Genomic DNA, 17,061 nt, shown 5'->3' with positions numbered 1-17,061 from the left:
CTTGAAATGGTGTGGTCACCTGAAGCGCATCGCGTGGACTCGTGATCACCATACCAAAACGTGGACGGCCTTGCATCCGTCGATCGCGCCGGATCGGCGAAATCCTCCATTGCGCGGCGAGCAAAATGCGAGTATACTCTCCATGCTGATGCGAAGAAGTAAGCTGGGCAATCGCCGGTGCGAGCCGCGAGGCTGCACGGGAGGAAAGTCCGAGCTCCACAGGGCAGGGTGCCGGATAACGTCCGGCGAGAGCGATCTCAGGGAAAGTGCCACAGAAATGCAGACCGCCGATGGCTCGTGCGAGCACAGGCAAGGGTGCAACGGTGCGGTAAGAGCGCACCAGCAGCCCGGAGACGGGCTGGCTAGGTAAACCCCACCCGGAGCAAGACCAAGTAGGGGCGCAGACGCGGTGGCCCGCCGCGCGCCCGGGTTGGTCGCTGGAGCCAGCTGGCAACAGTTGGCCTAGATAGATGATTGCCACTCCAGACGTGCGAGGCTTTGCGCCGATTGGAGCACAGGAGGACAGAACTCGGCTTACAGGCTTGCTTCTTCGCGTACATATCGCGGGTTTTCGACATCACCCAGGGCGGGTGATGTTTTCGTATCCTTTGAAGGCGTGGCGCCGCGCAGGCGCACGGGAGGCGGGCATGTCGACGGAGTGGGTGATTTCTCGCCTGGGCGAGGCGGATCGCGCGGCCTGGGCGAGCGTAGTGGAATCGGTTGGTTGGCGGTTCTCGGCGGAAGAGATGGATTTGTTCTTCGCAACGGGTGAAACGTGGGGCGCACGCCGGAACGGCGAGCTGGTGGGCGTCGCAAGCGTGTACCGCTACGAGGGTCCGCTTGCGTGGTTGGGCAATGTCGCGGTGGTGCCTGACGCGCAGGGAAAGGGCGTTGGCACCCGGCTCGTTCAGCACGTCATCAGCCAAGTGGAGGGGAGCGGCGAGGACACGCCTCTGGTGCTGGTGGCGCGGCGCGAGTTGGCGCCGCTCTATGCGCGACATGGGTTTCGGGCTGCAGGCGAGGTGATTCGCCTCGAAGCCGCGCGCGTGCTGGCGCCTCCCCTGCCGCAGGAGCCGCTTGCCCCGGGCGAAGACAGAGATGCATGGGGCGACGTCTTGGCGCTCGACCGCCGCGCATTCGGGGCGGATCGCTCCCAAGTGCTCCAGCGCGCCATCCGCGGTGCGGACAAGACCGTCGTGGTTCGGGACGGCGAGCTCGCGCCTCAGGGGATGGGGGTGGCGACCGCTTCCGGCGAGGGCACGAGACTCGGGCCGATCGTCGCGCAAAGCGATATTATGGCGCTCAATCTTTTGCACTTGCTGGCGGAGGATGCGGAAGGCCCTGTCGTGATCGACGTGTGGGCCGAGCGGGCCTCCTTTGTCCACCGGTTGCGCAAGCTCGGCTTCGAAGAGCGGATGACCTCCGCCCTGATGATCCGAGGAAACCCGAAACGTTGGACACAGCGACCAGAGCTTTACGCACTCTTGCGGCCTGCGCTCGGTTGAGCACAGGCCGTTTTCTTTTGAGAAGGTAGGAGGAATTGGGCGAGCTGTGACGAATACGCAAGCATTCACCGGCGCTGTTGTCGCGCGATTCTGATTCGTCGAGATGGGAGGTGTCGAGAGTGTCGAGAGTGTCGATTCGTTGGCTGGCTTTGCTTCCCCTGCTTTTCATTTTCGTCGGTGTAGCCTTCGCCAATCGCACGTATCCCATCGTGCTCGGCATGCCCTTCTTATTCTTCTACATGGTGATGTGCATCCTGGTGACCTCCGCCGTGATGGCCATCGTCTATGCGCTCGATCCGGCAAATCGAGAGGAGAGGTGAGCCTTGAAAAGCGTACCCCTGTTGATCATCGCCCTGACTTTGCTTGTCGCGTTTGTGCTCGCTGTGTGGTCGCGAGCTCATAAGCGCATGGATTTGGAGCAGTGGACGGTCGCCGGGCGGGGATTCGGCGCTTTATTCGTCTTCTTGCTCTTGGCGGGTGAAATCTACACCACCTTCACGTTTCTCGGCGGCAGCGGATGGGCGTACGGCACGGGCGGACCCGCGGCCTACATTCTGGCCTATGGCGCCGTGGCATACGTTGTCTCGTACTTTCTGCTGCCCCCCATTTGGCGATACGCCAAGGCGCATGGGCTTTTGTCGCAACCGGACTTCTTTGCGGCCCAGTTTGACAGCCAGCTTCTCGGCGCGTTGGTGGCCGTGGTTGGCGTCGTGGCCATCGTGCCTTATCTTCAATCGCAGATGACCGGTCTCGGCCTCATCGTTCAAATGGCTTCGTACGGCCGCATCTCCGAGACGTGGGCGATTGCCATTGCCATGCTGGTGCTCGCGCTGTACGTGACGTTAAGCGGCGTTCATGGAACAGCGTGGACGGCAGTTCTGAAGGATCTCGCCATTCTTGCGGTCGTGCTCGCGGTCGGCACCATCCTGCCGAGCCGCGTGGGCGGACTGAGCGCGATGTTTCATGCTATCGCACATCTGCGGCCGGGGTTTTTGCAACTCGGTTTCAAGGGCATGGGGGTGCCGTGGTTCATTTCGACCGTCGCCTTGACGGGACTCGGATTTTATATGTGGCCCCACGCCTTCGGCGCGGTGTACACCGCCAAGCATGAGCGCGTGTTTCGTCGCAACGCCACGTTTCTGCCGCTGTATCAGCTCATCCTCCTGTTCGTCTTCTTCGCAGGCTTTGCCGCCATTCTCATTGTGCCAGGCCTGAAAAATAGCAATCTGGCACTTCTCGCGGCTGTGGAGCGCGTGTTTCCAGCTTGGGCGGTCGGTGTCGTCGGCGGGGCCGGCGTGCTGACGGCCTTGGTGCCGGGCTCGCTCATGCTCATGACGGCGGGCACGCTCGTGGCGGAGAACCTGTACCGGCCGCTTCGAGCGACGGCGTCGCCGCGGGAAATTCAGACCGTCGCCCGCGTCGTGGTCTTCGTGGTGGCCGCCATCACGTTCTTGTTCTCCATCCACTCCAACGCTGCGATTGTCGCCCTCCTCCTCATGGGCTACAACTTTGTGACGCAGTTTTTCCCAGCGGTGGTGCTCTGCCTGTGGCGGCGGGCCTGGGTGACGACGCCGGGCGCAGTATGCGGGATCCTCGTGGGCGTCATCCTGGTGGTGTATTTTTCACTCGCGCAGCAGACCATCGTCGCAGGCCTCAACAGCGGGTTCCTGGCGCTCGTCGCCAATTTCGCGGTCACGTTGATCGTATCCGCCGCGACCCGCCCGTGGGAGGCGCGGCGCGCGCGATCACGTCAGGCGGTCGATGGCGCGTACGACGTTCGCGGTGCCGATGCGCCGTGATCGGCAGGACGTGAGGGCCTTCGCCCATCGCGCCGCGCCGGTCGGGTTCACGCCTTCACGCCGAGCCCATAGTGATAGACCATCGTGCCGCCCAAATGACCCGCCAGCGTGACGAAGGCGCAGGCGAGCAGCGTCGAGATGACCGCGAGCCACGAGACCCGTTGGCGGCGGGTGCCCAGGGCCAGCTGGAGCGCCAGGGCGACCACTTGGAAGACCGCGGTGAAAAGCGCATCTTCCTTGTGCGTATGGAGCATCGGCGCGACGGCCTGCGGGATCCGCGGCAAATACGATTCGCTCACCACACCCGCCACCGCCGCGGCGCCCGTGGCCACGAGGCCTAGCAGGAGTAAATACAGGAACGCGCGGGACCAAAACGGCGTCTGGCGCACGCCACCCACGAGGCCACTGACTCCGGCCAGGTACGCCACGGCGATGGTGAAGTGCACGACCATCGGGTGAATCGTGCTCGGGAGAAGGTGTTCAAGTGATGTCAACATGCGCTGCCCTCCGTTTCCTGTCCAATACACCATCATGCTGGAGCGAGTTCAAAAGCGGATTGGAGGGCCCGCGTTTCCAAGGTGATTTCGAGGTCCGCAAGGTATGGTCTTGCGGGACGCTTGAGCGAGCGATGCGCAAAGGAGACCACCATGCGAATTCTGCTCATTGAAGACGATCACGGCCTGTGTGAGGCACTCGCCGGCATCCTTCGCGAAGAGTCGTTCCAGGTCGACGTGGCGACCGACGGCGAAGAGGGGCTCTATCTCGCGGAGACCGCAGTGTACGACGCGCTCGTGGTCGACGTGATGTTGCCCGGCTTGTCCGGCTACGATCTCGTCCGCACGCTGCGGGAGAAGCGGGTGCTTTCGCCTGTGTTGTTTTTGACCGCGCTGGGAGACGTCGACCACCGCGTCCAGGGGCTGAACGCCGGCGGAGACGACTACTTGCCGAAGCCGTTTGCCACCGAGGAATTTCTCGCCCGTCTGCGCGCCCTCTTGCGGCGCAATCGCGAGCTCGGCACCGACATGACCCTGCGCTCGGGGCCGCTCGTGCTGGACCCACTCGCGCGCCGCGCCTCGTTCGCGGACGAGCCCCTGAAGTTGAGCGAGAAAGAGTTTGACCTGCTCGAATATCTGCTCAGCCATCGAGGGCAGATTCTGCTGAGAGAGCAAATCTTCAACCGCGTGTGGGGCATCGACTCGGACGTGATGGATACCACCGTCGATCTGTATGTCCATTACCTGCGCAAAAAGCTCCACCCGCACGGCTACGACACCGCCATACGGACGGTTCGCAACGTCGGATACATGTGGAGTGACCCGTAAGTGTTTCGAAAGACAGCGTTGCGCCTCGTGTTGTTGTACACGGCCGTGTTTGCAGGCGTCCTGCTTTCGTTTTCGGCTGTGGTCTACGCCTTCACCCATCACCGCGTGCGGGCCGACGAGGTGGCCACGATGAACGCCGCTGCGGCCAATCTGCGCGCCTGTCGCGACGAGCAGATATTGCCTGGCGATCACGACGATGACTCGCTCAGACCGGGCGGCCATCCCGGCGGGCCTGGCCCTGGCGACCGGTTGCTCGCCGAGGCGGACGAAACGCGCGCAGAACACCTCGTGTACGTGCTCGCCGCGGGTGCGCGCGTCGTGTCCCAGACGCCGGCCGGCAGCCTGACGACCGCCGAAGCCGAGAAAGCGGTGGCCGACGCGTCTGGCGATTCGCCTCGCGCTTTGACGCTCGGCGGTGTGCCGTACTTGGCCATGAAGGTCACCCTGCCTCGCGCCGTTCGCGTCGCGGGCGGCTCGGCGGACACGGCCGTCATTTTGTACAACCGGGCTGTCGACGCGGCGTTTTTGCGTGAACTTTTGGCGGTGCTCACCGTTTCCGCCGCCTCGTTCGCGCTCCTTTCCGCCGGTGTGGGCTTCGTGCTCGCGAGCCGCGCCCTTCGTCCTATTCGAAAGAGCTTCGAAGATGAGCGGCGATTTGTCGCCAATGCATCCCACGAACTGCGGACGCCGCTCAGCGTCATGCGCCTGCAGATTGATCGCATGTTTCGCCATCCGGCGGAGACCATCTTCGATATGAGCGAGGTTGTCGCCTCGCTCGCCCGAGAGACGGATCGGCTGCAGCGGCTCGTGAACGACCTGCTCACGCTCGCCAAGGCGGACGAAGGGCGTGTGGCGTTCTCCATGCGGGCGGTCGATCTCGCCGCGCTCGCGCGCGAGGCTGTGGATCGATTCGCCCCTGTGGCGGAGGAGCGCGGCATCGAGCTTCGCGCGATGGCGACGGCCGCACGCGCCGTGGCGGACCCCGATCGGCTGCTCGAACTTCTCAGCATCCTCCTCGACAACGCCCTCGCCTTTACGCCGCGAGGAGGCCTCGTCGAGGTGGCTGCGCATCCGGCGGAGGGCGGCGCCGTGCTCGCCGTGCGAGACACGGGACAGGGCATTCCGCGGGAGCATCTGCCGCGCGTGTTCGACAGGTTTTACCAAGTCGATCCGTCCAGATCCACGCGAGGCGCCGGGCTGGGGTTATCGATCGCCAAGTGGATCGCCGAGGCGCACGGCGGCACCATTCGCGTGATGAGCCCCGGCTCGTTCGGCGTGGGCACGGAAGTCGAGGTCGTGTTGCCGAACCGCCCTCCGAAGGCTCGCCCGCTCGGCCGTTTTGCCCGGCTCCGCCGATTGTGCTATAAAAAGAATAGTTCTTAACCAAGCGAAAGCGGAGGCCGAACAGGCCTCCGCGCGCTGCCGAAGGGAGCACCGGCCACATGGCTCATCTTTTCACGCCTTATGCCATTGGGAACCTCGAGCTGAAAAACCGCATCGTGATGGCGCCGATGTGCCAGTACTCCGTCACGGCGAAGGACGGCAAGCCCAACGAGTGGCACTTCACGCATTACACGAGCCGCGCCGTGGGCGGCGCCGGGCTCATTATCGTGGAAATGACCGACGTCGAGCCCGACGGGCGCATCACGGATTACGATCTCGGCCTGTGGTCTGACGACCACATTGCGCCCTTTGAGCGCATCGTGGACGCGTGCCATGCGCACGGCGCGAAAATCGGCATCCAAATCGCCCACGCCGGCCGCAAGGCGGAGGACGCGCCTGTTCCTGTCGCGCCGTCGCCCATTCGCTTCGACGGCCCACAGTACAAGACGCCGCGCGCACTGTCGACGGACGAAGTGAAGCAAATGGTCGAGAAGTTCGCGATGGCCGCGCGCCGAGCGGTCAAAGCCGGTTTTGACGTGATCGAACTTCACGGCGCGCACGGGTATCTCATCCACCAGTTCCACTCTCCGCTCACGAATCAGCGCACGGACGCGTACGGCGAGGACCTGGCTCTGTTTGGCGTCGAAGTCATTCAGGCGGTCAAGGCGGAGCTGCCCTCTGGCATGCCGCTTTTTGTGCGGATCTCGGCGGTCGAGTACGCTGACGGTGGATACGACCTGGATCACGCCATCGAGATTTGCCGGCGGTATCGGGACGCTGGTGCGGACGTCATTCACGTGTCGAGTGGCGGCGAGGGACACCCGGGCAAACGCCGGCCGGGCAACTACCCGGGCTTCCAGGTGCCGTTTGCGCGCCAGATCAAGGCGGAGCTTCAGGTGCCCGTCATCGCCGTAGGAATGCTCGACCATCCCGGGCTCGCCGAGTCGGTCATCGCGAGCGGCGACGCGGACTTGGTCGCCATCGCGCGCGGCCTTCTCCGCGACCCTTACTGGCCGATTCACGCGGCCATTGCGCTCGGCGAAAAACCGCAGGTTCCGGTTCAGTACCAGCGCGCCTTTTAAGCGCGCCGCCGCACACGCGATCGCCCGTGTCGACGGAAGGAGGCACGCCCGCGAAGGGCGTGCCTCCTTCCGTCGATGATGGGGTGGAAATTGTTGTGCGTTGTTTTGGGGTTTGGATTTCGTTATGATACGCGTAGATGTGCCCAGGTGGAACTTCCAGTGGCGCGGCGAGAAGATGCAACCCTGTACATAGCGGAGTGAAGCCGCCGCGGTCGACAAGAGTCTGCAAAGCGGCGGATGGGTGTGGCCGACGGGGAAAGCCCGTTCGGCTTTTTTCGCACTCAGGCAGCAGAGCTAAGGTGGATTGGATGGAAGACAGCCGGATTCCCTCTTTTGCGCGCGTGCGAGCGGTGCGGGAAGCGCTCGACGGCGCCATGCGCGAGGGCCCTGATTGGGTCTCGTATCACGCCCTGAATGCGGAATGTTTGTATGTCACGCCGTCCTGGGGCGCCATTGGCGGAGCGGACTGGGTGGGGCGTTCGTTTACTCACTGGCCTATGCCGGAGGAGGACCGGGCCGCGTGGGCCGATGTCTGGCCGGCGGTCGTCCAGGGGGCTGCGCCCGCCCGCGTCGTGTGGCGGTGCGAGGCGGCGGAGGGTCAGCGCTTTGTGGAGAGCGTGCTGCTGCCTGATCGGTGGCACGGCGAGATGGTCGGTATCTTCGGGTGGCATCGGGACATCACGGCCCTTCGAGCCCACCAAGAAAGGCTGGAAGCGTCCGTAGCGCGGATGCGGTTGGCGTACGGACTGGCGAGGTCGGGCTACTGGGAGCTGGATGTCGCGACGCGCCAACTCGCGTGGTCGCAAGAGGTGTACGACATCTGGGAGATCGATCCCGCGCATTTCCCAGGTACTTACGAGGCGTTTCTCGAAACGGTCGTGCCGGAAGACCGCGCCCTCGTGGAACAGGCGGTATCCCGTGCCATGCACACGCACACGTACGACCTCGAATACCGCATTCGGACGGGCCGCGGGCAGGTGCGGTTTGTGCGCTCCGTCGGCCGCTACGAACAAGCCGGCGGTCGGGCCGTTCTGTTTGGCGCGGTACAGGACATCACGGCCCAGAAGGAGTCCGAGTTTGCGCTCGCCGCTTCGCGCGAGCTATTGGCGCGCTCCGACAAGCTCGCAGCTGTCGGGCAACTGGCGGCAGGCATCGCCCACGAAATTCGCAACCCTTTGACGGCGCTGCGCGGCTTCATCGATCTCATGTATCAGCGGGCGAGATCGAACAATCGGCGCTACCTCGAAATCATGCGCGGGGAAGTGTCGCGCATGGAGGCCATCGTGTCCGAGCTTTTGCGGTTGGCCAGGCCGGATCGCCCTCAGTTCCAGCAGGTCGATCTCGTCGACCTCGTGCAGGAAGTGGTAGCTTTCATGAGCGCGCAGGCGCTGCTCCACAGCGTCGAGATCCGGTATGAGCCGGGCACGCCGTCCCTCCTGGTGCAGGGCGATCCGAACCAGCTGAAGCAGGTGTTCATCAACCTGATGCGAAACGGCATCGAGGCCATGCAGCCGGGGGGCAGCCTTCGGGTGCGCGTGTTTCAGGACGGACATGTTGCTCGGGTCGAAATTGCAGATCAGGGCAGCGGTATGTCGCCCGAGGCCCTCGCCCGCTTAGGCGAGCCGTTCTTCACCACCAAAGAGCAGGGTACGGGCCTCGGCGTGATGGTCTCCAAGCGCATGGTGGCCGATCACGGCGGTGAGCTTGCCATCGAAAGCGAAGTCGGGCGGGGCACGACGGTCACGGTGCGTTTGCCCGTGGCGCAGAGCGCAGAGGATTAGCCTTCTGGCGGTTTTGGAGCGGGGGGAAGGGGCTGTTTCCGGCGCACAAGTTCCACCCCTTCCTCGCACACGCCGAGGGTGCGCCACGAGCACGTGTGGCAGAGCGAGCGGATGTCTTCGGGGCGGACGCGATCGCGCACGCGGCGCTCCACTTCGCGCCACGTGACGCACTGCCCTGCGCGAAGCCCGAGGCGCGCGAGAACACGGGCATCGCGGCGGTGAACAGACGCGCTCTGGCAGTGATACGGCTGGTCGGCGGGAAAGTGCGCGCACAGATCGTCGGGGCCGGTGACCATTCGCACGCGCGTGTGCGGCTCGGTGCGCAGCGTTTCGTAGACTTGGGTCATGTTCCGCACGTAGTCGTCCGAGTAGCCCATGCCGCGGTAGCCCAAGAGGCAGAGCAGATGATGGCCGCGCAATCGTATCACGTGAATCCCCCATTTCAGGCCGAAGGCGCTTTGGGTCTATTTCACCAGACCCGCGCGCCGATGGCAATGGGGTGGATTTTGGGGCGGGCGCGGCTTCAGCGGGCGCGCGCTTTTTTTCGCTGCCGCGCACTTCTCGCCCGGCCCTGCGGCTGTATCTCCTCGCGCGTGTCGGTCCGAACGCCGCGGGCGATGGCCATGAGGTAGGTCGCGATGGGGATGGCGACGACGACGACCCAGCTCGCCGGGGCGAGCACGACGGTGATGATGTCTCGGGCCTGCATGGTGGTGGCGATGATTTGGCTGATGGCGAAGATGCTCGGCGCGACGAAGAAGGTGAAGGGCCGAAACTTGTGGTCCGAAGCGCCGACAATCCGGGTGACGGTCGTGGACAAGGCCCAGATGTGGTTGCCGAGAAAGAGCGTGGTGTACGCGACGGACAAGATGATGATGACGATGCCCAGCCGCTCCACCAAGAAGCCCCGCAGGCGAATGAGCTGAATCACGACCTGAACCGGGTAGGCGAGCCGCTCGGTCGGCGTGAAGCCGAGATTGACGACAATCGAGAAGAAGACGAGCAGCACAACAATGCCGCCGATGGCCGTGGCAATCACGGGAAACCACTCGCTCTTGCCGCGCCGGTGCCGGTAATACGGGTTGACGATGAGAATGAGGTCCATGCCCAGGTACAGCGGCAGCAGGTGGTACACGCCGGAAGCCGTCAGCCCGACGCTCGTGAAGGAGATGGGGATGAGGGGCTGGTCGGCGTTCGCGAGAATCGCGCCGAATGACGCGAGGATGCCGGCGAAGGTCAACGGGTGGACGATGGCAGACGCCCGGCCCATGGTCTCCACGCCGCACCAGGCGCCCCTCCAGGCGACGGCCATGATGGCCATCGCGAGCCACATGCGCATCGTGAGCGGGAAGAAGTACTTCATGAGCGAAATGGCGAAGTACAAGCTCACCCCGAGGAACAGGAGATACACCGGCACGTAGAGGGCGGAGAGCGCCTTGCCGAGCCACCTGCCCCAGACGAGACACGCGAAGTCCGGTCCCGTCATGTTGGGAAACCGGTCGTTCAGCCGGCCGTGCACCCAGCTGATGAAAATGGCGATGAGAATGGTGCAGAGGAGCGCCCACTGCGCGTCGAGGCGCGCGTAGTGCACGGCCACGGTGGGATAAATCCAGAACATCACGGGCAGAAAGCTCGAGGAAAAGAGCGCCGTCGCCTGAAACGCCGATAGATTGTGCAAGCGCTCGTTCCGCCCGTTCATCCGCGCTTCCCTCCCGATTCCCTTAGAGCAGGTTGCCCTCCCGCGAAATGCGGCACGACACCTGAATGTGCACGTCCGCGTTCCCAAACGCGTCGCCCCAGTGATCGCGAATGTCAAACAGCCGCTCCGGATGCCGGATCAGGTACCGGTAGCCGAAGCCGATGGCATCCGCCTGAACGCTCTGCATGGCGCGCAGGACGCGCAGACATTGGTCGCGCACGTAGTGCTCGACGATGTCCTCGTACCGCTCCACCTCGCGATTGGTGAGCGGCCTCTGCGCCATGGTCTCGGTCGAGTTCAGATTGGCCCGCACGCGAATGTCGTCCCACAGCACGGCCCGTTTCCCTTTCCAATCTTCCGCCAGGTGGACCCTCGAACGGACAACGCGGATATCCAAGGTGCGCGCCCCGTCGGGCACGGAGATGGAGATGTCGCGCACCTGGCCGGCGAGAAAGTTGTAGAACAGCGTGTCGTCTGGCGACAGCCAACCGACCGGCTGATAGCCGAAATAAAGCTCGGTGCCGACGAGCCGGATGCTGTCGTCCGTCGCCTCCACCAGCGGGGCGTGTGGCTCTCGGCCGACGAGCTCTGCGTCCCGCCAAAACTGCCACAGCTTCTCGGGCGCCGAATAGCCGCGCTGGGGCATGTCGTTGTACCACATGCCTTCAATGGTCGTCGCAGGCGGCGCATGCGTGCGCGCCTCCAGGACGGATCGAGCGGAGTCCCGGGTGGCGACGACGTACGCGAGCTTGTCGATGGTCTCGTCCCGCATGAGCTGTTCCGTGACGCGCGTGAGGTCTCGCTCGCTGAGCCCCGTTTGCAGGACAACCGTTTCCAAGTTGCCGAGAAAAAACGACTTGTTGTACATCGTCTGCGCGCGCGAGACAGCGGACTGGACCGAGGTCGCCTCCACGTAGAAGTTTTTGTAGGGCATGGCCTCGCCGCCCTGCCGCCCGCCTGTACCGAGGCTCGGGCTCTGCGACGTGGTGGCCTCCAAATCGGGCACCTGCAGGGTGAAGGCGAGCATGTCCGGTTTGTCGGGGACAGGATCTACGCCGATGCCGATGATTTGCGAGCGGTCGTTGATTTTCTGGTAATCGCCGCACCCACCGGCAAAAAGGAGCAGCGCCGCCGCCTGCGCGGCGAGGATCAGGCGCCCGCAGAGCTTCTTCATAGATCTAATCGCTTCCGTTTCCGCCAGCTCGCCTTTTGGCGGCGCTCATCGCCCTGATGGGGTTGGCCAGGCTCCCACTTTTCGAGCTGCGGGTTTGGCATCGGCATGGTCATGTCCGTGTCGCCCGTGGTGTCGATGGGATGCAGGTGCTCCGGCCGGCGGTCCAACACCGTGATCGGCAGGCGCACCAACCCGTCCAGGAACGTGTCCTTGACGTGATCGCCCCCGAGTGGATCCACGTACGGGATGCCAAACGAGGACAGGTTGCAAATTTCGAAGAGGGTCCAAATGGTCGCGAGCACCACGCCGTAAAAGCCGAGTAGCGTGGCCGCGATGATCATCACCCAGCCGCCGAGGCGCGTCATGACGGTAAACTCGTAGCTCGGCGTGACGAACACGGCCACGGCGGAGAGAGCCACCACGATGAGCAGCACGTTGGAGACGATGCCCGCCTGGACGGTCGCTTCGCCCACGACGAGACCGCCGACGATGCTGATGGCCTGGCCCATCTGCCGCGGCATGCGCAGCGTGGCCTCGCGCAGGATTTCCACGACGAGCTGCATGATGATGACCTCCATCACCGCGGGGAACGGCACACCCTGGCGCGACTGCGCGATCTGGAGCGCCATCGTCTTCGGCAGGAGGTCAGGGCTGTAGTCCACAAACGCAATGTAGAGCGCGGGAAGCCAGACCGCGAGGATGAAGGCAATCACGCGCAGGACGCGCATGAAGGTCGCCTCCCACCAGGTGTGCATGTAGTCCTCGACGGTCTGGAAAAAATCTTGGAACGTCGCCGGCGCGAGAAGCACGGTCGGATCGCCATCCACGACGATCGCGACCTTGCCCTGATTGAGCTCCATGCACGTGCCGTCGACGCGGGAGGTCATGCGCACGAGGCTGAACAACGACCACGGATGATCGACGATGCGCTGTTCGACCGCCGCGGAGCCGTTGATGATGTCAGTGTGAATCGCCTCGAGCCGCTTCGAAACCGTCTCGACGAGGATGGGGTTGGCGATGTCCCGCACGTAGACCATCGCGACCACGCGGTGCGAGCGCACGCCGATGGACCAGCGCTTGACGACGAGCGTGTCGGTGGACATGTACTGTCGGATCATGCCCAGGTTGATATCGATGTTCTCCACGAAGGCTACCTGGGATCCGCGCGTCGAGGTCTCCAAAATGGGCTGTTCCGGCGCGCGGTGCTCCACGGCCTTCGCGCTGATGACTATGGCGGGCGCGTGGCCGTTCAGCAACATCACCAGCTTTCCGGCCGAGATCGCCTGCTTCAACTCGAAGGTGTTCTCCATGAACATGGTCTCCGATCCCGTCAACACGCGCTCCACGAGGTACTGCGGCAGCGGGCGAGGGGCTCGGCGCGGAAAGCGATGGCGGTGAATCGCGCGCAATGTGTCTTCGACGGCTCGTTTGTCGCAGATGCTGGTATAGAACAACAGCGCGCCGGATACGTTGCCAATCTCAAAGATCCGGACGACGAAGTCGTCGCTTTGGCCGACGGTGCTGCGAAAGTACTTCAGGGCGTCATCCAGCCTCCCCGTATAGGTCGGCATGTCGCGCTGGCTCGGGATCCGCGGGCGGTAACGGCCGCGGACCGGGTTGGTGAAGCCGAATCGCTCGGTGAACGACTTGAACCAGTGCATGGACGTCCCTCCCTTGGTTCCCAGCCTAGTGTCTGCCAAATTCATCCTCGTAATGCAAGTATCGTGTGGATGTCGCTGCTCCATGCTAAGACGGAAGTCTGTGAGGAGGTGGGAGGATGGCACTTTCGACGCTGACGCTGCGCGATGCGACGTGTGCGCTCTGCGCAAACAAGGTATCGGTGGCGCTGCACGCGGTGGAGGGCGTCCGTCACTTTGACGTCGATCTCGCCGATCAGACGGCGGTCGTGACCTTCGACGACGACGTGGTCGACCGGGATCACATCTGCCGGATCATCGGGCGAGCGCACTGCGACGAACACGGTTCCGTGATGTGAAGTTTTGATGGCATTTCAACGAAGCTGTGATATCAAGGAGGAAGCGAGGGATGGGACGGAAAGGGTGAGTCGCCATGGGGCGAGATCAGGCGGGCGCGCATCCGCGCAGAGCGCTGCGCTGGCTGAGGCGGTTGGGTTGGGCTTTTTCGGCAGCGGTTCTTGCCATCGGCGGGTGGTGTGTCGGATGGATGCAGAACCGAGACACAAGCGTGCTCGCGGCGGACGGCGCGGCCGCCCTGTCCCCTCGCCTGACGACGGAAAAGGTGATGGTGGTTGGCGGTTCCATGGCGCACGGCTGGAAGGACCCACACGACGACAGCTACCTGCGCCGGGCCTTCGCCGAGCTCACGGCGTCCACGGATACCCAGTACGTGTACGACGATCGCACGGTGATCGGGGGGTCTCCGGTGACGCTCGACCGAGACGGTCAGTATCAGGCGTGGCTTGAGGAAGACCGCCCGCAGGTGGTGGTCCTATCCTGGGGACTGCTCAACGATATCTATGACAAAACGCCGTTGCCCGCATTTCGCCAAGCCATCGCCGATGAAATTCGCGAGGCGCTTGCCGAGGGCGCGGTGGTTCTCGTCGTCACGTCTCCCGTCACCAAGGCGACCGCCACGTACAACCACGCCGAGGACGAGGTGTACATGCAGGCGGAAAGCGACGTGGTGTCCTCGTTCGACAATCCCAACGTGTACTTTTTTGATCTGAACGCGGAAATGACGCAATATATGGAAGCTCATCATCAGACGTGGAAGATGTACTACGGCGACGCGTGGCATCCGAATGAAGCGGGTCACGTGCTCGCGGGTCGCCTGCTGTTTGGAGAGCTCGTGGCCACCTTCGGCATGGGCCCCATCACTCGCCAGGCGACGGGATCGCCCAATCCGGGCAACGCGACGGGTAACGCGACGGGTAACGCGACGGGCAACGCGACGGGCAACGCGACGGGCAACGCGACGGGCAACGCGACGGGCAACGCGACGGGCAACGCGACGGGCAACGCGACGGGCAACGCGACGGGCAACGCGACGGGCAACGCGACGGGCAACGCGACGGGCAACGCGACGGGGGCGTGAGCGCGTCGCATCGGCCGGCATGCGGATGTGCCCTTCTCGCGTATGCTGAACCGACCACGTGTGAGGAGGGTGTCGCGTGCTCAGGCAGATGTGTAAGGGGAAGCTCCACCGCGTTCGCGTCACGCAGGCGGACCTCAACTATGTGGGCAGCATCACGCTCGATCCCGTCCTCATGCGGGCAGCGCGCATCCGCCCCTACGAGATGGTGCAAATCACCAACGTGGAAAACGGCGTGCTTTGGTCCACCTATGCCATTCCCGGGGATCCCGGGTCGGGCACGGTCTGCCTGAACGGACCACCGGCGCGCCATTTTCAGCCTGGCGATCGCGTCATTGTCCTGTCGCTGGCCTGGGTGGACGAGGCGGAGTGGCCGACGTTCACGGCCTCGGTGGTCCTCGTGGACGACGACAATCGCATCACGTCCATCATGACGTCGCAGCCCGCTCTCGACTGGGAGGACGATCTCGGCGAGTGATCCGCCGAGATCGCCTCGAACCCATTGCATAAGAAAAACCTTTCTGATACACTAATTCCGACTTAATTATGATGATTACTTAGGATTTAGCGTCCGCGTGCGGCGGCCATGGAAAGAGGGATGCAGGATGGTATTGGCGGCTTGGCTGGTGGCCATGTTCTTTGCCGCGAACATTGGCGCGAGTGGCACCGCAGCGTCGATGGGGGCAGCCTACGGGGCAGGCGCCGTGCGGCGAAAGTGGGTGGCCCTGTTTCTCGTCTCCGTGTTCGCGTTTCTCGGAGCGACGACGGGAGGCGGGCGGGTGGTGTCCACGATTTCCAACGGGATTGTCCCGTCTAGGCTTGTGACCGTGGAAATCACGCTCATCGTCCTGGCCGCCGCTTGCGTGACCTTATTTGTGTCCAACGTCGTCGGCGTTCCTCTGTCGACGAGCGAGGTGACCGTGGGCGCCGTCGTCGGGGCAGGATTGGCCGTGGGTCACGTCCATGTGGCCCGGCTCGCTTTCATCGTCTCGATGTGGCTGGTTGTGCCGTTTCTTTCCATGACCCTGGCTTTTCTGCTCGGGTTGGCCGTGCGAAAGATCGAGCCGTCACTCGGCAGCCTTTCTCGCCCGGCCGTCTTGGCGTTGCAAGCTGCCTTGTTGGCCTCCGGGTGCTACGAGGCGTTTTCGGCGGGGATGCACAACGTGGCCAATGCGGTTGGACCGCTCGTGGCGGCCCACGTTCTCACCGTCCACGCCGGGCTGTATTGGGGCGCGCTCTTCGTGGCAATTGGCGCGTTTGCGCTGGGAGGCCGCGTGTTGGATACGAACGCCAAGCGGATCACCAGCCTGTCCGTTCTTCAGGGCATCGTGGTTTCTGTCACCAGTGCAAGCCTGGTGCTGGCCGCCGCGCTCGGGGGCATCCCTGTGCCGCAGGTTCAGGCGACGACGCTCGCCATCTTTGGCGTCGGTCAGTCGCACATGGGGCTCGATGTCTGGCGGCAGAACATCGTTCGAACCATCCTCAAGACCTGGCTCGTGTCGCCCTTGGTCGCGATGCTCGCGAGCTATCTGGTCATTGAGGCTGCGGCGTTTGGCTCGTACGTGCCGCTCCTTGTGTCCATCGGCTCGGTCGTCGTCGCCTATTTGTACTGGAGCATGCGCCCTCGGACCGCGTGGCGAGCCGAGCGGGCCCCGCAGTGGCGCTCTGTGTCGTCTGCGGGCGAGAGGCAGGGTCTGGACGGGCGTGACATTTTCTAAAGAGGGGGAGAGCGGCCTTCTGGCGAGCGATGGTTGATCAAGTGGCCGTCGCGCGCAGGCCGCCCACGAACGCCATGCCGCTCGAAACGGCAATGGGCAGAAGGAGCAGCCAGGCGATGTGCGCCGGGATGTTCCCGATGAGAAAAATGCCCATGGAAATGCCCATGAACACCTCCATCATCAGTTCGGACATCTCCAACAGGGAGCGCGGGCGGAGGGCGAGGATGCCGGCAAGGCAGCCGAGAGCGGCGGCGGCGCTCCCGCCGAGCCCCTTGCTTCGGCAGGCGAGCTCGACGGCGAGCTGCACGGCGAACGTGAGGCGCATCAGGTGGGCCGGCGAGAAGCTCCATCCCGCAAGCGGGCTTCGTCCGAGCTTTCGCGCGCTCTGGTATACGGCCCATCCCTCCATCCACAGCACGCACATCACCACCGCAAACAACACCGGACATCCCTCCACGATGATGCATATGACGCGGCGCCCGGGCTGAGACCGGTCGCTTTGCTGTCTTCAGGCCCTGTGCTACAC

17 protein-coding genes and 1 other RNA gene are annotated in these 17,061 nt (G+C 63.9%); 12 read left to right on the top strand and 6 right to left on the bottom strand.

Features of this window, described 5'->3' with window-relative positions; translation table 11 throughout:
• The first annotated feature begins 155 nt into the window (after window positions 1–155).
• The 4 genes from rnpB (at window position 156) to BW934_RS03555 (ending at window position 3,304) form a co-directional block, all read left to right on the top strand.
• An RNA gene (gene rnpB / locus BW934_RS03570) (RNase P RNA component class A) lies at window positions 156–553 on the top strand.
• A gap of 94 nt (window positions 554–647) precedes the next feature.
• A complete protein-coding gene (locus BW934_RS03565) occupies window positions 648–1,505 on the top strand; it encodes a GNAT family N-acetyltransferase (RefSeq protein WP_076345404.1) in 858 nt (285 codons plus the stop codon).
• A gap of 119 nt (window positions 1,506–1,624) precedes the next feature.
• Complete coding sequence (locus BW934_RS03560; protein ID WP_369699973.1) at window positions 1,625–1,825, top strand: DUF3311 domain-containing protein; 201 nt, start codon at window positions 1,625–1,627, stop codon at window positions 1,823–1,825.
• A gap of 3 nt (window positions 1,826–1,828) precedes the next feature.
• Window positions 1,829–3,304: a sodium:solute symporter family protein gene (locus tag BW934_RS03555; protein ID WP_076345167.1), complete on the top strand. Its 1,476-nt coding sequence runs from the start codon at window positions 1,829–1,831 to the stop codon at window positions 3,302–3,304.
• A gap of 47 nt (window positions 3,305–3,351) precedes the next feature.
• Here BW934_RS03555 and BW934_RS03550 read toward each other — a convergent pair whose 3' ends face one another.
• Complete coding sequence (locus tag BW934_RS03550; RefSeq protein WP_234969525.1) at window positions 3,352–3,801, bottom strand: DUF2231 domain-containing protein; 450 nt, start codon at window positions 3,799–3,801, stop codon at window positions 3,352–3,354.
• A gap of 150 nt (window positions 3,802–3,951) precedes the next feature.
• On the opposite strand from BW934_RS03550, the gene BW934_RS03545 reads away from it, so the two are divergent.
• The 4 genes from BW934_RS03545 (at window position 3,952) to BW934_RS03530 (ending at window position 8,872) form a co-directional block, all read left to right on the top strand.
• Window positions 3,952–4,626, top strand: a complete 675-nt coding sequence (locus tag BW934_RS03545; RefSeq protein WP_076345165.1) for a response regulator transcription factor — start codon at window positions 3,952–3,954, stop codon at window positions 4,624–4,626.
• The gene (locus BW934_RS03540; protein ID WP_076345163.1) at window positions 4,627–6,009 is read left to right on the top strand and encodes a sensor histidine kinase; all 1,383 of its coding nucleotides are present in this window, start codon (window positions 4,627–4,629) and stop codon (window positions 6,007–6,009) included. It abuts the gene before it with no gap.
• Window positions 6,010–6,068: 59 nt separating this feature from the next.
• The gene (locus BW934_RS03535) at window positions 6,069–7,091 is read left to right on the top strand and encodes an NADH:flavin oxidoreductase/NADH oxidase (protein ID WP_076345161.1); all 1,023 of its coding nucleotides are present in this window, start codon (window positions 6,069–6,071) and stop codon (window positions 7,089–7,091) included.
• 308 nt (window positions 7,092–7,399) lie between these two features.
• A complete protein-coding gene (locus tag BW934_RS03530; protein WP_076345159.1) occupies window positions 7,400–8,872 on the top strand; it encodes an ATP-binding protein in 1,473 nt (490 codons plus the stop codon).
• Here BW934_RS03530 and BW934_RS03525 read toward each other — a convergent pair.
• The 4 genes from BW934_RS03525 to BW934_RS03510 form a co-directional block, all read right to left on the bottom strand.
• Window positions 8,869–9,300, bottom strand: a complete 432-nt coding sequence (locus tag BW934_RS03525) for a DUF1284 domain-containing protein (RefSeq protein ID WP_076345157.1) — start codon at window positions 9,298–9,300, stop codon at window positions 8,869–8,871. The two genes, BW934_RS03530 and BW934_RS03525, sit on opposite strands and share 4 nt — an antisense overlap.
• A 95-nt stretch (window positions 9,301–9,395) precedes the next feature.
• Window positions 9,396–10,571: a GerAB/ArcD/ProY family transporter gene (locus tag BW934_RS03520; RefSeq protein ID WP_076345155.1), complete on the bottom strand. Its 1,176-nt coding sequence runs from the start codon at window positions 10,569–10,571 to the stop codon at window positions 9,396–9,398.
• 22 nt (window positions 10,572–10,593) lie between these two features.
• On the bottom strand, window positions 10,594–11,745 hold the full coding sequence (locus BW934_RS03515; RefSeq protein WP_076345153.1) for a Ger(x)C family spore germination protein: 1,152 nt from the start codon (window positions 11,743–11,745) through the stop codon (window positions 10,594–10,596).
• Entirely contained in the window at window positions 11,742–13,406 is a 1,665-nt protein-coding gene (locus BW934_RS03510; RefSeq protein ID WP_076345151.1) for a spore germination protein, read from the bottom strand. The genes BW934_RS03515 and BW934_RS03510 overlap by 4 nt, the downstream gene beginning before the upstream one ends.
• Before the next feature lie 116 nt (window positions 13,407–13,522).
• Between BW934_RS03510 and BW934_RS03505 the strand changes: the two genes are divergently transcribed.
• From BW934_RS03505 to BW934_RS03490, 4 genes are all read left to right on the top strand, one after another.
• Window positions 13,523–13,741, top strand: coding sequence for a heavy-metal-associated domain-containing protein (locus BW934_RS03505; RefSeq protein WP_076345149.1), 219 nt, complete (start codon window positions 13,523–13,525; stop codon window positions 13,739–13,741).
• A 74-nt stretch (window positions 13,742–13,815) separates the two neighbouring features.
• A complete protein-coding gene (locus tag BW934_RS03500) occupies window positions 13,816–14,820 on the top strand; it encodes an SGNH/GDSL hydrolase family protein (protein WP_076345147.1) in 1,005 nt (334 codons plus the stop codon).
• A 76-nt stretch (window positions 14,821–14,896) separates the two neighbouring features.
• Window positions 14,897–15,295 carry an aspartate 1-decarboxylase gene (panD, locus tag BW934_RS03495; protein ID WP_076345145.1) on the top strand — a complete coding sequence of 133 codons (399 nt, stop codon included), beginning with the start codon at window positions 14,897–14,899 and terminating at the stop codon, window positions 15,293–15,295.
• Between the two features lie 127 nt (window positions 15,296–15,422).
• Window positions 15,423–16,535 (top strand): inorganic phosphate transporter, encoded by a 1,113-nt coding sequence (locus tag BW934_RS03490; RefSeq protein ID WP_076345143.1) that lies wholly within the window; start codon window positions 15,423–15,425, stop codon window positions 16,533–16,535.
• Between the two features lie 37 nt (window positions 16,536–16,572).
• Here the strand turns inward: BW934_RS03490 and BW934_RS03485 are convergent, their stop codons facing one another.
• Window positions 16,573–16,977, bottom strand: coding sequence for a hypothetical protein (locus BW934_RS03485; RefSeq protein WP_076345141.1), 405 nt, complete (start codon window positions 16,975–16,977; stop codon window positions 16,573–16,575).
• Window positions 16,978–17,061: the final 84 nt, after the last annotated feature.

The sequence above is a fragment of the Alicyclobacillus vulcanalis genome (assembly GCF_900156755.1).
Lineage (GTDB): Bacteria > Bacillota > Bacilli > Alicyclobacillales > Alicyclobacillaceae > Alicyclobacillus > Alicyclobacillus vulcanalis.
This window is presented reverse-complemented; position numbering and strand designations above follow the sequence as displayed.

Bases quoted from the DNA above. Each gene is read 5' to 3' on its own strand.
- BW934_RS03530 (WP_076345159.1), top strand. From the start codon at position 7,400: ATGGAAGACAGCCGGATTCCCTCTTTTGCGCGCGTGCGAGCGGTGCGG.
- BW934_RS03550 (WP_234969525.1), bottom strand. From the start codon at position 3,801: ATGTTGACATCACTTGAACACCTTCTCCCGAGCACGATTCACCCGATG.
- BW934_RS03565 (WP_076345404.1), top strand. From the start codon at position 648: ATGTCGACGGAGTGGGTGATTTCTCGCCTGGGCGAGGCGGATCGCGCG.
- BW934_RS03535 (WP_076345161.1), top strand. From the start codon at position 6,069: ATGGCTCATCTTTTCACGCCTTATGCCATTGGGAACCTCGAGCTGAAA.
- BW934_RS03505 (WP_076345149.1), top strand. From the start codon at position 13,523: ATGGCACTTTCGACGCTGACGCTGCGCGATGCGACGTGTGCGCTCTGC.
- BW934_RS03510 (WP_076345151.1), bottom strand. From the start codon at position 13,406: ATGCACTGGTTCAAGTCGTTCACCGAGCGATTCGGCTTCACCAACCCG.
- BW934_RS03545 (WP_076345165.1), top strand. From the start codon at position 3,952: ATGCGAATTCTGCTCATTGAAGACGATCACGGCCTGTGTGAGGCACTC.
- BW934_RS03500 (WP_076345147.1), top strand. From the start codon at position 13,816: ATGGGGCGAGATCAGGCGGGCGCGCATCCGCGCAGAGCGCTGCGCTGG.
- BW934_RS03490 (WP_076345143.1), top strand. From the start codon at position 15,423: ATGGTATTGGCGGCTTGGCTGGTGGCCATGTTCTTTGCCGCGAACATT.
- BW934_RS03515 (WP_076345153.1), bottom strand. From the start codon at position 11,745: ATGAAGAAGCTCTGCGGGCGCCTGATCCTCGCCGCGCAGGCGGCGGCG.
- BW934_RS03520 (WP_076345155.1), bottom strand. From the start codon at position 10,571: ATGAACGGGCGGAACGAGCGCTTGCACAATCTATCGGCGTTTCAGGCG.